The organism is Paracoccaceae bacterium (assembly GCA_012103375.1).
Classification (GTDB): Bacteria; Pseudomonadota; Alphaproteobacteria; order Rhodobacterales; family Rhodobacteraceae; genus WLWX01.
This window is the reverse complement of record WLWX01000001.1, coordinates 3,653,066-3,668,208: the sequence shown is the minus strand read 5'-3', so window position 1 is coordinate 3,668,208 and position 15,143 is coordinate 3,653,066. Positions and strand designations below refer to the sequence as shown.

Annotated in this window: 11 protein-coding genes; 5 read left to right on the top strand and 6 right to left on the bottom strand. The window is 61.5% G+C overall.

Translation table 11 applies throughout. From position 1 onward, the window contains the following. Nucleotides 1-46: 46 nt before the first annotated feature. From GKR99_18725 to GKR99_18705, 5 genes are all read left to right on the top strand, one after another. A complete protein-coding gene (locus GKR99_18725) occupies nt 47-1,198 on the top strand; it encodes a hypothetical protein (protein ID NKB29478.1) in 1,152 nt (383 codons plus the stop codon). After that, a complete protein-coding gene (locus GKR99_18720) occupies nt 1,195-2,142 on the top strand; it encodes a hypothetical protein (protein NKB29477.1) in 948 nt (315 codons plus the stop codon). Before GKR99_18725 ends, GKR99_18720 begins: the two co-directional genes overlap by 4 nt. A gap of 169 nt (nt 2,143-2,311) precedes the next feature. Next, nucleotides 2,312-3,979 (top strand): extracellular solute-binding protein, encoded by a 1,668-nt coding sequence (locus GKR99_18715; GenBank protein NKB29476.1) that lies wholly within the window; start codon nt 2,312-2,314, stop codon nt 3,977-3,979. Nucleotides 3,980-4,432: 453 nt separating this feature from the next. Continuing rightward, entirely contained in the window at nt 4,433-5,539 is a 1,107-nt protein-coding gene (locus tag GKR99_18710; GenBank protein NKB29475.1) for an ABC transporter permease subunit, read from the top strand. A gap of 16 nt (nt 5,540-5,555) precedes the next feature. After that, nucleotides 5,556-6,461, top strand: a complete 906-nt coding sequence (locus GKR99_18705; protein ID NKB29474.1) for an ABC transporter permease subunit — start codon at nt 5,556-5,558, stop codon at nt 6,459-6,461. Nucleotides 6,462-6,727: 266 nt separating this feature from the next. On the opposite strand, the gene GKR99_18700 is transcribed toward GKR99_18705, so the two are convergent. Genes GKR99_18700 through nuoL form a run of 6 tightly spaced genes read right to left on the bottom strand, consistent with a single transcriptional unit; the run spans nt 6,728 to nt 15,140 of the window. Then, nucleotides 6,728-8,395, bottom strand: a complete 1,668-nt coding sequence (locus tag GKR99_18700; protein ID NKB29473.1) for an MBL fold metallo-hydrolase — start codon at nt 8,393-8,395, stop codon at nt 6,728-6,730. Beyond that, nucleotides 8,392-9,165: a type III pantothenate kinase gene (locus GKR99_18695; GenBank protein ID NKB29472.1), complete on the bottom strand. Its 774-nt coding sequence runs from the start codon at nt 9,163-9,165 to the stop codon at nt 8,392-8,394. Before GKR99_18695 ends, GKR99_18700 begins: the two co-directional genes overlap by 4 nt. A gap of 15 nt (nt 9,166-9,180) precedes the next feature. Next, a complete protein-coding gene (locus GKR99_18690) occupies nt 9,181-9,930 on the bottom strand; it encodes a biotin--[acetyl-CoA-carboxylase] ligase (GenBank protein ID NKB29471.1) in 750 nt (249 codons plus the stop codon). Next, nucleotides 9,920-11,359 carry an NADH-quinone oxidoreductase subunit NuoN gene (gene nuoN, locus GKR99_18685; GenBank protein NKB29470.1) on the bottom strand — a complete coding sequence of 480 codons (1,440 nt, stop codon included), beginning with the start codon at nt 11,357-11,359 and terminating at the stop codon, nt 9,920-9,922. Before nuoN ends, GKR99_18690 begins: the two co-directional genes overlap by 11 nt. Before the next feature lie 12 nt (nt 11,360-11,371). After that, complete coding sequence (locus GKR99_18680; protein NKB29469.1) at nt 11,372-12,910, bottom strand: NADH-quinone oxidoreductase subunit M; 1,539 nt, start codon at nt 12,908-12,910, stop codon at nt 11,372-11,374. Between the two features lies 1 nt (nt 12,911). Then, nucleotides 12,912-15,140, bottom strand: a complete 2,229-nt coding sequence (gene nuoL / locus GKR99_18675; GenBank protein NKB29468.1) for an NADH-quinone oxidoreductase subunit L — start codon at nt 15,138-15,140, stop codon at nt 12,912-12,914. Nucleotides 15,141-15,143: the final 3 nt, after the last annotated feature.

Here is a 15,143-nt window from a genome sequence, read left to right as displayed (position 1 = left end):
GATGATTTACATAACATCCGGGGGAACACCAACGATACCGGAGGGCATGATGTTCACACGTCGACAATTCAATGCAGGGCTTGGCGCGGCCTTTGCCGCGACCTCTGCCATCCCGGCGCGCGCGGCCAGTTACGGCGGCCCGAACATCATCCTCGTGCGCTTTGGCGGAGGGGTTCGCCGGTATGAAACGATTGATCCAGCCGGCACCTATGCCCCCAACCTTGTCAATCGGCTGGCCCAACGCGGCGTGATGATACCCGATATGCGGATCGAGCAGTTGGACGACGTCAACACCAGCCACGCCGAAGGCACCCTGAACCTGTTGACCGGGCGCTATCTGGCCTATCGCGACCTGAGTTCCGGCCTGGGCATCGACCGGCTGGAACCGACCGAACCGACGCTGTTCGAATACCTGCGTCAATCCTTCGACATCCCCTCGCACCAGGTTCTGCTGGTGAACGGAGAGGATCGCCCGCAGGAGGAGTTCTTCACCTTCGGCATGAACCCGCATTACGGCATCAGCTATCGTAGTGAGATGCTTAGCCTGCACCGGTTCAAGCTGTTCAAAGTGGCGCAACAACTGGCCGAGGGTGAGCTGACGGGCGATGCCCGTGAAAAGATAATCCTGCAGCGCGACGAACTTCTGGCCGCTGATCACCGCAGCTTTGCCCCGGACCAATCGTTCGCAATTCAGGCGTTCTGGCACGACTGGCGGCGCGATTTCGGCGACAGCGGCCTCAAGAACCCGCGCGGCGACCGCTTGCTGACGGCCCTGGCGATCCGCGCCCTTGGCAGTTTGCGACCCAGGCTGATGATGGTGAATTATCAGGATCCCGACTACGTCCACTGGGGCAATGCCAGTCACTATACGCGCGCAATCTCGGTCATCGACGAGGGGTTGGCCCAGCTGGTCGCGACCGTCGACGCCGACCCATATTACCGCGACAACACCGTCTTCGTGGTCACCCCGGATTGCGGGCGCGATGAAAACCCGTTGCTGGACGTGCCGTTCCAGCATCATTTCAACACCCGCGCCGCCCATGAAACATGGGCGCTGGTCTTTGGCACCGGGATCGAAAAGAACCGCGTCCTTGACCGGACAATCGACCAAAGCGCCATCGCCCCGACCATCGCCGCCCTGATGGGGTTCAAGGCGCATCGCAGCGAAAACCGCCCCCTGGCCGAGGTCTTCGCATGAGCGTCGCCGAGGCAACCCTGACTCCGGCCACGGCCCCCAATCCGGCCCGCCCAGTGCGCCTGAGCCGCGCATTTGGCACCCTGCGCGACCTGCTTGTGGGCACATTTCTGTGCCTGTCGCCTCTGACGTCGATCCTGGCGCTTGGCTGGATTATCCGGCGCATGCAGTTCAGCGTTCAGCGGCGGCAGGGCGTGGCAGGCATAACCCCCGGCTGGGTTTTGGGCGAGCGTGGCTCGGGCTGGCTGACCCGTCTGATCGGCGGGCTGGCGGCCAATATCCGGGTCGGGCTGTCGAGCGCGCTCAGCCTTGGCCTTGCGTCGTTGTTGTTCACGCTGCCCTGGCTGCTGGCGTGGTGGGCCGGCTGGGACAATTCATTTAACAAAGGCTACGAACAGGCCTGGGCCGGACCGGCGCTGTTCTTCGCCGGAATCGGTGCATATTTGTTCGTCATGCTGCACTTGCCGATGGCGCTGGCGCATCAGGCCGCCACCGGGCGCTGGCTGGGGTTGTTCGAATGGCGCGCGGTGCGGCGCGTGGTGGCGCGCACCGGCTGGCGCCACGTTCTGTTCGCCTTCATGTCCGTCTTCTTCGCCCTGCCCCTGTTCGCGGCCCGTGGTCTGCCGGTCTTTGTCGAAGACATCATCCCGGGCTTTGCCAACTTCACCCCGGAACAGGTCGGCAATATCGCCGGGATCGCGGACCTTGCGGTCGCTGCCTATGTGTTCGCCAGCCTCTGGTGGCTGCGCAGTTGGTCGGCGCGCATCTATGCCGATGCCAATGCGCGCGACGCCGCACCCGATCTGGTCTTTCGCGCCCTGCGCAACGGGGCGCTTGCAACCATCTGGTTCGGCCTTGTCGTTCTGATCGTCGTCGCCCAGTTCCTGCACCACAGCTGGTGGGCCTGGCAGCCCCATCCGGCATTCCTTTTGCCCTGGTACGGATGACAGGTCACACAGCCCACTGATTTCATTGACTTTGGGACAACACCGCCCATACTGCGAGGTCTGAGCGTGATCCCGATAGGGGGGTGGGATTGACGCTGGGTACGCACGAATACCCCCCCGAAATACTGCCGTCGTTCACGACGGGCCACGATCCACTAGGAGGATTCCAATGAAAGTCGGACTATTCAATCACGTGATGCGCCATCACATGAGCCGCCGAAAGATGCTGCAAGGTGCAGCCAGTGTTGGCGCCGTTGCCGCCGCTGGTGGGCTGTCCACCAAACCCGCCGCTGCGGCAAGCCATGCGAATGTACGCGCCGAAATCCTGAAAATTCCGGGCGTGGGTGCAGGCAGCCCCACGGATGCCGATTGGCAAAAGGTCGGCGAGATGACGCTTGGCGCGACCAAGGAATCGGTTGCCAAAGGCGAATTTGCCGGGGTCGAACTGTCCTTCATGGGCCTCAACAACCAGAACCTGCACAACTTCCTGTTCCGCGGTTTCCTGAAACCGTGGGAGGCTTATACAGGCGCCAAGATCAACTGGATCGACCTGGCGCAGGCCGACTATAACGCGCGTTTGCAGCAATCCATCGCCACCGGCACCGTCGATTTCGACATCATCGAAATGGGCGCGCCCTTCGAAGGTGACGTGCTGGGCCGCGGCATGGCGTCAGAGATGCCGGAATGGGTCAAAACCCAGATCGACATGGATGACTACGTGGATTACCTCAAAGCGCCCGTGGGCACCTGGGGTGGCAAGACCTACCGCGTGTCGATCGACGGTGACTGCCACACCTTCAGCTATCGTAAAGATTATTACGAGAATGAGGATTTCGCCGCCGCCTGGGCCGCCGAAGGTGGCGAAGGCGCGTGGGAACCGCCTACCACCTGGGCGCAGGTCAACGCGCATTCGAAGTTCCTGGCGGGCAAGACCGACCCGCTGACCGGCCTGGACGCGCATGGTTACCTCGATCCGCTGAAGGGCTGGGGCGGCTTCGGCTTCTACTTCCTGGAAGACCGTGCAACCGCCTATGCCAAGCATCCGGACGATCCGGCATGGCTGTTCGATCCGGACACCATGAAGCCGCGCGTCAACAACCCGGCCTTCGTGCGCGCCATCGAAGAAGTGATGGAAATCATCGCGACCGAAGGCGGTTACCCTGCCGACCAGATCAATGCTGATCCGGGCACGACCGCGTTCCAGCAGTTCCTGGCTGGTACCGGATCGTCGCTCAGCTGGTGGGGCGACGTCGGATCGAACGCGCGCACTTCGGACACTTCCGTTGTGGGTGATGTCGTCGGCTTCTCGACCCTGCCGGGTTCGGATCAGGTCTACAATTCGAACTCCGGTGAATGGGAAGACACCCCGAACGAGGCCCCCAACATGGCCTATATCGGGTGGGGCGTGTACGTCATGGCGACCGTCGATTCGGACGAAAAGAAGCACAAGGCGGCTTGGTCGGCTGCGGCCCATCTGGGCGGCAAGGACCTGTCGCTCTGGGCGTCGGCCTATCCGTCGGGTTTCCAGCCCTACCGCAACTCGCACTTCCAGTTTGATGAGTGGGAAGAGGCTGGTTATGACCGCGCCTTTGTCGAAGACTACCTCGGCTCGAACGCGGACAGCTATAACCACCCGAACGCCGCCATCGAACCGCGTATTCCGGGCATCTTCCAGTATTACTCGGTCGCCGAGGATGAGCTGGCCAAGATCTATGCCGGTCAGTACGGCTCGGTCCAGGAAGGCGCTGACGCAATCGCCGCCGCCTGGGACAAGATCACCGATCAGATCGGCCGTGATAGCCAGATCGAGGTCTATAAGGCCAGCTTGGGCATGTAGGCGCGGGCCAGATTAAGAAAACAGGTGAGGCGAATTTTTGGCCTCACCGCCATTTTTTCTGAGACGTATTGCTATGAAAATATTGATCGTTTCCGCGATGCAGATTGCATGCGGTATCTTCATTTGGATCTGTTACTTGGCGTTGTCCGCGATTGTTGAATCCGGAAACTGGACGCCATTTGGCATCTTCGGGCTCGACATTCTGAAGTCAATCGCAATGACCATAGTGGTTTCTGCAGGTCTAACCGCATTTGCCTTCGGTCTTTTGTTGTTTCGTATCTACGGGGAGTAGAGATCGAACGCAGAGGTGTTTTGTTGCAGGCTGAATGGTCCGAAACCTCGCAAGCGTGGTTTGCCGCGCATGTTTGTGCTTGCTGCATATTGATTTCGTGTCGGCGGATCGTTCCGTAATTGAGCCCTTGCACCCGGCACATCCTGCGCTAACGTTGCGTCATGAGCACTCAGGGCGACCTCCTCCACGTTGTGACACTTGATGAGATATCCGAACGCCGCCGGGTGTTTGGCAAGCTGCTGATCTGGGGATCGGCCGCGCTGATGTTCGCGATGTTCCTGGCCGTCTGGATGGCCGAAACCGGGCGCATCACGATCGAATTCGAAACCTGGCGCCCGGCGCTTTACGCCTACATCCTCTGGGGTATCTGCCTGTGCGTGGCGCAAATCGTCCTACGCGGCGAACAGGGTAAGCGCGTGCTGTTCGTCCTCCCCGCAGTGCTGTTTGTCGTCGCCATGGTCGTCTTTCCGCTTCTGTTCGGCTTGACCATCGCCTTTTCAGACTGGAACCTGGCCAGTCTGGACGGGCGCAAGTTCAATGGCTGGGACAATGTCCGCCAGATGTGGAACGACGCGTTCTATTGGAACGCCTTGAAAAACATGGTCTATTACACCCTGGCCATTCTGGTGGAATACGCCATCGCCTTTGGCCTTGCGCTGTTGCTGAACAGCCAGATCCGGGCGCGCAAATTCTTCCGCGTCGCCTTTCTGATGCCGCTGATGCTGTCGCCTGTCGCCGTGTCCTGGATGGTCGGCAAGTCGATGATGGAAATCCGCTTTGGCCCGCTAGCGCGCCTTGCCCGCGAACTCGGCTGGGATTCGCCCAGCTTCTTTGGCAGCCCAGAGGTTGCGCGCTTCATGATCATGGCCATGGACGCCTGGACGTTCATTCCCTTCATGATGATCATGATCCTTGCCGGATTGCAGGCGATCCCGAAGGAAATTCAAGAGGCAGCGAAGGTCGACGGCGCGCCCGCTTGGCGCGGTTTTTGGGAGGTTACATTCCCCCTGATGCTGCCGGTCAGCATCACCGCGATCCTGATCCGCATCATCTTCAAACTGAAGCTGGCAGACATCATCATCAACGTCACCTCCGGCGGTCCGGGCGGGGCGACAGATTCGGTCACCAGCTTAATCTTCCGCGAATACCGCGACCGTTCGAACGTCGGCTACGGCACGCTTCTGGCCATGGTCTATCTGGTGCTGATCGTCCTTGCGATTACGGTCTTCATGAAGCTGGTCGATCGCTGGATGAACCCGAGGTATTAGGTTGAGCGACGCACAAATATTCCACGATCACCCCGCTGACACCCCGCCGCGCCTGCGCTGGTGGGCCGGGCGCATTGGTGTTTACGGCATCCTGATCTTCTGGGCCGTGATCTGCCTGTTCCCGATCTACTGGACCATCACCACCAGCTTCAAACTGGCCCCCGACGTGATGCAGGGCAACATGGTTCCGTTTGTGGACTACACCCCACAATGGCGCGGCTGGAAGTCGCTGGGCCTGTCGCCCGACACCATCTTCGAGGTCAGCACAGTGCGCGAGGAATTCCTGAAACGCTTCTGGAATTCGACCATTGCGGCGCTGGCATCCTCGGCATTGGCCGTGGTTCTGGGCAGCTGCGCGGCCTATGGGCTGTCGCGCTTCCGCTATAAATTCGGCTTCATGCGCAACCCCGATATCAGCTTCTTCTTCCTCAGCCAGCTGATCCTGCCGCCGGTGGTTTTGGCGCTGCCGTTCCTTGTCCTCTATAAGGAACTCGCCCTGCTCGACACCCGCCTTGGCTTGATCCTGCTTTATGCGCTGACCGTCCTGCCCATCGTGATCTGGATCATGCGCGATCAGTTCCACGGCATCCCGGTGGAGCTGGAGGAGGCCGCGCTGGTCGATGGCCTTGGCATCTGGGGCGCGTTCCTGACCATCATCCTGCCCATCGCCCTGCCCGGCATGGTCGCGGCCTTCATCCTGAGCCTCGTGCTGACTTGGAACGAATACTTCTTTGCCGCCCTGCTGACATCAACCAATGCCGTCACCCTGCCGGTCATGGTCGCCAGCCAAACCGGATCGCAAGGCATCAACTGGTGGAGCATGGCCGCGCTGTCCGCCAGCGCCATCCTGCCGCTGATCGTGATCGGCATCGTGCTGGAGCGTTTTATCATCAAGGGGATGGCCAGCGGGGCAGTGAAGTAGGGGCGGTAGTTTCCCTTGCCAGACTCTGACGTGGTTCTCGGTGAGAAATGATTGGTTCGCGGATTGTGCTATTTTGTGCATCGAGAAACGCGAGCCGTGGGATCGTCAGCCCGGGGGTTGGCGATCCAACAGCAGTTCGGGGCACTTGGATGGTCCCGTATTTCAGTCAAATCCGAAGGAGGCGAGAACCTATCCAGTCGCCAACCCGCCCGGACGGGCTGGCGAGTGCACGGCGGCTTCGCCTTGATTCCGTGCACGAAGCCCCCTCACCCCAACCGCGAAATCACCACCGTCACCTCAGGCTTCTTGCCGATCTCGTCATTGGTTGACCGGCGCACGGCCTTCCTCACCGCCTCGTCCAGCTTGTCGTCGTCGCCCATGACCTTGCGGCTGGAGCGTCCGACCAGCTGATTCACATCCTGTTCAAGCACGTCGACCAGCGGCGCATTCGATGTCCCCGTCTCGGGTAGGCCCATCAATTCGCACCAGGCATCGCCGACCATCTGATTATCCTCGACAATCAGCGAAACCATGACGTGCCCGTTCAGCGCCATGCGGATCCGGTCGCGGACGACGCCGTCCAGCTCTCCGATATAAACGTCGCCGTCACGATAGATGCGCGCCGCCTCGACATGTTCGACCACTTTCGGCTTCTTGCCCGACAGATCCACCATCGTCCCGTTCGTCGCAATGACCGAGGCACGGCCCTTGCCCTCGGCCAGTTTCGCATGCTCACGCAGGTGCCGATGCTCACCATGCATCGGGATCACCATTTTCGGCTTCATCAGGTCATGCACCGCCAGCAGATCGGGCCGGTTGGCGTGGCCCGACACGTGGTAATGTCCGTCTTCGCCATCGACCACATCCACGCCCATCTCGGAATAGGCGTTGACGAAACGGATCACGCCGCGTTCGTTTCCGGGAATGATTTTTGAGCTGAACAGGAACGTATCCCCATCCGCCACGGTCAGCCCGCGATACTTGCCCCGTGCCAGTTGCGCGCTTGCCGCGCGGCGTTCACCTTGTGAGCCGGTGACCAGCAGCATCAGATCACCGCGCGGAATATCCTCGGCCTCCTCGGCGGAGATCGTGGGCGGGAAATCGGGCAGCACTTCGGTGGCGCGGCTGGCCTCGACCATGCGCTCCATCGACCGGCCCAACAGGCAAACAGACCGCCCCGCCGCCGCCCCGGCGACAGCCAGCGTACGCACCCGCGCGACGTTTGAGGCGAAGGTGGTCGCCACCACCATGCCCTGCGCATCCGCGATCATCCCGGTCAGCGGTTCGACCAGCGATGCCTCGGACCGGCCCGGATTGGGGCTGAACACATTGGTGGAATCGCAGACCAATGCGTGAATGCCCTTGCCCGCGACTTCTCCCCACAATTTCGGATCCCAAGCCTCACCCACCAGCGGCGTTTCATCCAGTTTGAAGTCGCCGGTGTGGACCACACGGCCCACCGGAGAGTCGATCACCAGAGCCGAGCTTTCGGGGATCGAGTGGCTGACCGGCAGGAACCCCACCGTGAACGGCCCGGCGGTGATCTGTGCAGGCCAGGGCGCAGCCACGGTGATCGCGTTCTCGTCGCCGCCATGTTCGCCCAGTTTGCGCGCCGCGTGATGGGCCGTGAACCTGCGACAATGGATCGGCGCGTTCAGCCGGTCCCACAGATGCCCCAGTGCGCCGATGTGGTCTTCATGGGCATGGGTGATGAATATCCCCTCGATCCGGTCGCGGCGGGCCACCAGCCAGTCAATATCCGCCATGATGACATCGACGCCCGGCGTCGTATCCATATCGGGGAAGGTAATCCCCAAATCGACGACGATCAGGCGTTCCTTGTCCTTGGGCCCATAGCCATAGACATATGTGTTCATCCCGATCTCACCCGCGCCACCCAGGGGCAGGTAGATCAACCGCTCGTTACCACTCATTCGTTTTCCTTGTTATATTTATGGATCACGGTCAGGCCGTGCATCGTCAGATCATCTTCGATCACGTCAAATTCTATGTCGCCCTTGGCGAACAGCGGCGCCAGCCCCCCGGTCCCGATCACCTTCATCGGTGCGCCGTATTCGGCGCGGATACGCGCGATCAGCCCCTCGATCAACCCGGTGTAGCCCCAGAACACACCCGACTGGATGCAGGCGACGGTATTTGCGCCAATGACGCTTTCCGGTTGGCTGATATCCACATGCGGCAGGGCCGCGGCACCGGCAGCCAGCGCCTCCAGCGACAGGTTCACCCCGGGAGAGATCACACCCCCCACATAGGCGCCATCTTCGGCCACCACGTCGAAATTTGTTGCCGTGCCGAAATCCACCACGACCACATTCCCGCCGTGGCGATCATAGGCCCCCGCCGCATTGGCCAGCCGGTCCGGGCCGGGCCGGGTGCCGGGATCGACGCGCGGATCAACGGGCAGCTTGCATTCCGGCTTGCCCACAACCATCGGTCGGCAATTGAAGTAACGATCGCACAGCACCCGCAGGTTGAAGACCACGCGCGGCACGGTGGAACTGATGATCACCTCGGTAATATCCGCCTTCAACCCTTGCGCCTTCATCAGCGTATTCAGCCAGACGAAATACTGGTCGCCCGTGCGCTGATGCTCGGTCGAGGCACGCCAGGTGCCGATGAACGCGCGACCGTCCCAGATCGAGAAGACGGTGTTGGTATTGCCGGTGTCGATGCAAAGCAGCATGAGGAGCGGTTCCGTTCAAAAATAGACGTCGGCGGCGGGGATCGCCCGCGCGCCGTCGGGCGTGGTCAGCACAAGACACCCGGTATCATCAATGGTGTCAAACCGCCCGGTGATTTCCGCCGTGCCGGTTCTGGCGGTAATGACCTCTCCCAATCGGGCGGCTTTGGCCAGCCACTGGGCGCGGATCGGGGCGAAACCTTCGGCGGCCAGCAGTGCCTCTTGCGTGGCGAAACTGCTGGCAAGGATCGCCAGGAAGTCTTCGGGCAGCACCGTCTTGCCGCCCTGTTCCGCCAGGCCGACCGGCGGGAACGCGGCGCCCTGCACGTGGTCAGGCGGCAGGCCAAGGTTCACACCGATCCCGACGGCCAGCCAGTCCAGCCGTTCCGCGGTGCCAGAACTTTCCAGCAGGATGCCCGCCATCTTGCCGCCATTCAGCAGCACGTCATTGGGCCATTTCAGCGCCAGTTTGGTACGGTCGATGTGCAGGGCCAGCGCCTCATACAACGCATTCGCGGCCATGAAAGACCGCAACGCCCCCTCGCCCGGTCCGCCAGGCGGTTTCATCACCAGCGTTGCGGCGAAACTGCCCGGAGGCTGCGCCCATGCCTTACCCCGCCGCCCCTTCGCGCCGGTCTGGCGCAGCGCAAATACCCATGTCGGCTGGCGCAGCGTCGGGGCGCGGCGGGCGGCCTCGGCATTGGTGCTGTCGATCTCGGGCAGGTCGATGCGCCCGACCCCGTCGGGCCAGTGCGCGTCAGTTGACAAGCGCACCTGCGGCAGTGGCGGCAATCGCCTCGACCCCGAACAGGTTGATGACCCCCAGCAGCATGATCGCGGCCGAGGCCATCAGGAACGTCCAGAGCACGGGCGAAATGCCGCTATCCATCGCCTCAGCCTCGTCCCCGAAATACATCAGGAAGACGATGCGCAGATAGTAGAAGGCGTTGATAACGGCGGCGATCACGGCGGCAATCGCCAGCCAGGTCATCCCGGCCTCCATCGCGGCCCGCAGCACGTAGAATTTACCGAAGAAGCCAACCAGCGGCGGCACGCCCGCCAGCGAGAACAGCAGCACCAACATCGCCAGTGCGCGCAAAGGTTCGCGTTTGGAGTATCCGCCGAGTTCATCAATGCGCACCACCGGCGCGCCGTCACGCTCCATCGCCAGGATGAAGGCGAAAACGCCGATATTCATGGTCACATAGATCGCCATATAGACCAGCATCGCCTGCACGCCGAACACCGTGCCCGCCGCCAGCCCCATCAGCGCAAAGCCCATGTGGCTGATCGAGGAATAGGCCATCAGCCGCTTGATATTGCGCTGCCCGATCGCGGCAACCCCGCCAAGGAACATCGAGGTGACGGCCAGGAACGCAACGATCTGCTGCCAGTCGCCAACAACCCCGCCGAACGCGTCATGCACGACACGGGCAAACAGCCCCATCGCGGCCATTTTCGGCGCCGTCGCAAAGAAGGCCGTGACCGGCGTCGGCGAACCTTCATAAACGTCCGGCGTCCACATGTGGAACGGCGCGGCGCTGACCTTGAACGCTAGACCCGCGATCACGAAGACCAGCCCGAACAGCAGCCCCAGCGGGGCTTGCCCCTCGCCCACGGCAGCAATGATGCCGGTGAACAGCGTCGTGCCGGCAAAGCCGTAGACCAGCGAAGCTCCGTAGAGCAGCAGGCCAGAGGACAGCGCGCCAAGAACGAAGTATTTCAGCCCCGCCTCGGTCGATTTCACACTATCGCGGCGCAGCGCTGCGACGACGTAGAGTGCCAGCGATTGCAGTTCGAGGCCCATATAAAGCGCCATCAGATCGCCAGCCGAGACCATGACCATCATGCCGACAACGGCCAGTGCCACCAGCAGCGGGTATTCGAAGCGCAGCAGCCCGCGCTTGGCCATGTAGCCTTCGCTCATCAGCAACACGGCGGCGGCGCTGAACAGGATTACGACCTTGGCGAACCGCGCGAAGGCGTCGTTGACGATCATGCCGCCGAAGGCCGCGACATCGCCGCCCCCGCCGGTCAGAATCCACAGGCCCAGAATCGCCAGCACGGCACTGGTCACCCAGACCAGAAACGGCGCAACCTTGTCCTTGGTCATATAGACCCCGAACATCAGCGCCAGCATCGCGTATGCGGCCAGCAGCACCTCGGGCAGGACGGTCTGGAAATCTGCGTTGGTCATCGCCCCGCCCCCTTAGTTATGCGCCACTTGCGTCATCGCCTCGGCAGGCAACGCAGCGTGGTAGTTGTGCAAAAGCGCCTCGACCGAGGGGCCAATCATATCCGTCACAAGGCTGGGATAGACGCCCAGCAGGATCGTCATCACCACCAGCGGCGCGAAGATCGCCTTTTCGCGGTCGGTCATGTCCTTGATCGAGCGTAGGCTTTCCTTGATCAGATCACCCATGACGACGCGCCGATACAGCCACAGCGCATAGGCCGCGCTCAGGATCACCCCGGCAGTCGCCACCAGCGCCACCCAGGTATTGGCCTGGAAGATGCCAACCAGCGTCAGGAATTCCCCGACAAACCCGCTGGTCCCCGGCAGGCCGACATTGGCCATGGTGAACAGCATGAAAATCGCCGCATAGGCGGGCATCTTGTTGACGAGGCCGCCGTAGGCGTCAATCTCTCGCGTGTGCATCCGGTCGTAGATCACTCCGACGCACAGGAACAACGCGCCCGAGATGAAGCCGTGGCTGATCATCTGAAAGATGGCTCCGTCGACGCCCTGCTGGTTCGCCGCGAAAATCCCGGCGGTGACATAGCCCATATGCGCGACGGATGAATAGGCGATCAGCTTTTTCATATCCTCCTGCATCAGCGCGACGAGAGAGGTATAGATGATCGCAATCGCACTCAGCCACATAACGAAATCGGCCATGATGTCGGAGGCGACCGGGAACATCGGCAGGCTGAACCGCAGGAAGCCATAGCCGCCCATCTTCAGCAGAATCGCGGCCAACACGACGGACCCGGCGGTCGGGGCTTGCACGTGGGCATCCGGCAACCAGGTGTGGACCGGCCACATCGGCATTTTCACCGCGAAGCTGGCAAAGAACGCCAGCCACAGCAGCGTCTGCACCCCGCCAATGATCTGGAAGCCCCAAACGGCGAAGGTTTCCGAGGCGAACTGATGGCTCAGCAAGGTCGGGATATCCGTGGTCCCGGCCTGAACGAACATGCCGATCATCGCGACCAGCATCAGAACCGAGCCGAGGAAGGTATAAAGGAAGAACTTGAACGACGCATAGATGCGGTTCTTGCCGCCCCAGATGCCGATGATCAGGAACATCGGGATCAAGCCGCCCTCGAAGAACAGGTAGAACAGGATCAGATCCAGCGCACAGAACACGCCCAGCATCAGCGTTTCCAGCATCAGGAACGCAATCATGTAGTCCTTGACCCGGTGCTCCACCGTCCAGCAGGACGCAATCACCAACGGCATCAGGAAGGTCGTCAGCATGACGAACAGAACCGAGATCCCATCCACGCCCAGCTTGTAATTCAGCCCCAACAGCCAGCTGCGTTCCTCGACAAATTGGAACCAGGTGTCGTTCGGGTTGAACCCGGCCAGCATGAACAGTGAGACGACGAATGTGGCCGAGGTCGCGATCAGCGCCAGCCACTTCGCGTTCTTCTGCGCGGCTGCGTCGTCGCCCCGCAGGAACAGCGCCAGGATGACGGCAGCAATCAGCGGCAGGAAGGTGATGATCGACAGCAGGTTGTCCATGTTATTGGCCCCCCCACAGTGTCATCCAGGTGATGAAAATCACGATCCCCAGCACCATCGCGGCGGCATAATGGAACATATAGCCCGACTGCGCCCGCCCGGCGAGGCGCGTGAAGAACGGCACGATCCCCATGGCGACCCCATTGATCGACCCATCAATCACTGTCCCGTCACCCTTCTTCCAAAGGAAGCTGCCAAGCCACTTGGCCCCGCGCACGAAGGTCGCCTCATATATCTCATCCACGTACCATTTGTTCAGCAGGAACCGGTACAGCGGCGCCTGATTTGCCGCCAGCGCCTCGTTCATGCCGAAGCGGGTCAGCACGAAGATCACCGCAAGGATCACCCCTCCAAGAATTGCGAAGGCCAGCGGCACCTTGGCGACGAACAGAACCACGGCACCCAAAGCGCCCAGCCCCAGCTTGGTCCAGACCGCAACACCGCGCATATACATCGACAGCGCGATGCCAAAGCCCAGCAGCATGGCAATGAAGGGAGAGACCTTCACCCATTTCGGCGCATGGTGCGCATCGTCCAGCGTGTGGTTCGAGGGGTGCATATAGATCGCGCCCTCACCCGGCTGCACCGGCAATTCGCCGGTTTCGGCGTGATCATCCGCCGCATCGCCGTGACCATCCTCGGCTGTGTCCGTGGCCGCCAAAGCAGCGCCCAGCAACAACTCCGGCCCGCCCAGCCCCGCGTGCGCCTCGGCCCCCTCGGCATGGTCGCCGAAGAACGGCCCGACCCAGATCATGCCCGCCAGCACCGAGCCCACCGCCAGAACGCCCAAAGGCACCAGCATCGAACGCGGGCTTTCGTGCGCATGCTCATGCGCGTGCGCATCACCGCGTGCCTCGCCCCAGAAGGTCATGAACATCAGTCGCCAGCTGTAGAAAGACGTCATCGCCGCCGCGATCACCAGCGCCCAGAATGCAAAGCTGGCCGCGTTGGTGCCGCCCGCAAAGGCGCTTTCGATGATCGCGTCTTTGCTCAGGAACCCGGCGAACCCGTAATGCGTCAGCGGAATGCCAACCCCGGTGATCGCCAATGTGCCGATCAGCATCGCCCAGAAGGTCAGCGGGATCTTGTCCTTCAACCCGCCATAGTTCTGCATGTCCTGCTCATGATGCATCGCATGGATCACCGAGCCTGCGCCGAGGAACAGCATCGCCTTGAAGAACGCATGTGTCAGCAGGTGGAACATCGCAACCGAATAGACGCCCACCCCGGCAGCGACGAACATGTACCCCAGCTGCGAACAGGTCGAATAGGCGATCACCCGCTTGATGTCGTTCTGCACCAGACCCACGGTCGCTGCGAAAAACGCCGTCGTCGCACCGATCACCACGATGAAGGTCTGCGTGTGCGGCGCGAATTCCATCAGCGGAGAGAACCGGCAGACGAGGAATACACCCGCCGTAACCATCGTCGCCGCATGGATCAGCGCCGACACCGGCGTCGGACCTTCCATCGCGTCCGGCAACCAGGTGTGCAGGAAGAACTGCGCCGACTTGCCCATCGCACCGATGAACAGCAGGAAGGCGGTCAGCTCAGCCGCATTCCATGTAGTCCAGAGAAAGGCAATCTCGGTCTGCGCCAGTTCCGGCGTGGCGGCAAAAATGTCGTCGAAGCGGATGGAATCTGTCAGCAGGAACAGCGCGAAGATCCCCAGCGCAAAGCCGAAATCGCCCACCCGGTTCACAACGAATGCCTTGATCGCCGCCGCATTCGCGCTCGGCTTCTTATAGTAGAACCCGATCAGCAGGTAGGAGGCGAGGCCGACCCCCTCCCAGCCAAAGAACATCTGCACCAGGTTGTCGGCGGTGACGAGGCACAACATCGCGAAGGTGAAGAACGACAGGTAGGCAAAGAACCGCGCCTTGTACTCGCTGCCCTCGCCCTCACCAAAATTCTCATCATGGCCCATGTAGCCAAAGGAATAGAGGTGGACGAGCGCGGAGACGGTGGTGATCACCACCAGCATGATCGCCGTCAGTCGGTCCAGCCGGATCGCCCAGTCAGTGCTCAGGCTGCCGGATTCGATCCAGCGAAGTATTTGAATATGCTCGGTTTCCGGTCCAAGGGTCAGGAAGACAACCCAGGACAGGATCGCCGCCAGAAACAGCAGCCCTGTGGTGATCCACTGCGCCGCAGTTTCCCCGATCACACGCCAGCCAAGCCCGCCGATCAGCGCGCCCAGAAGCGGGGCAAACAGGATGATAGTTGCCATGGC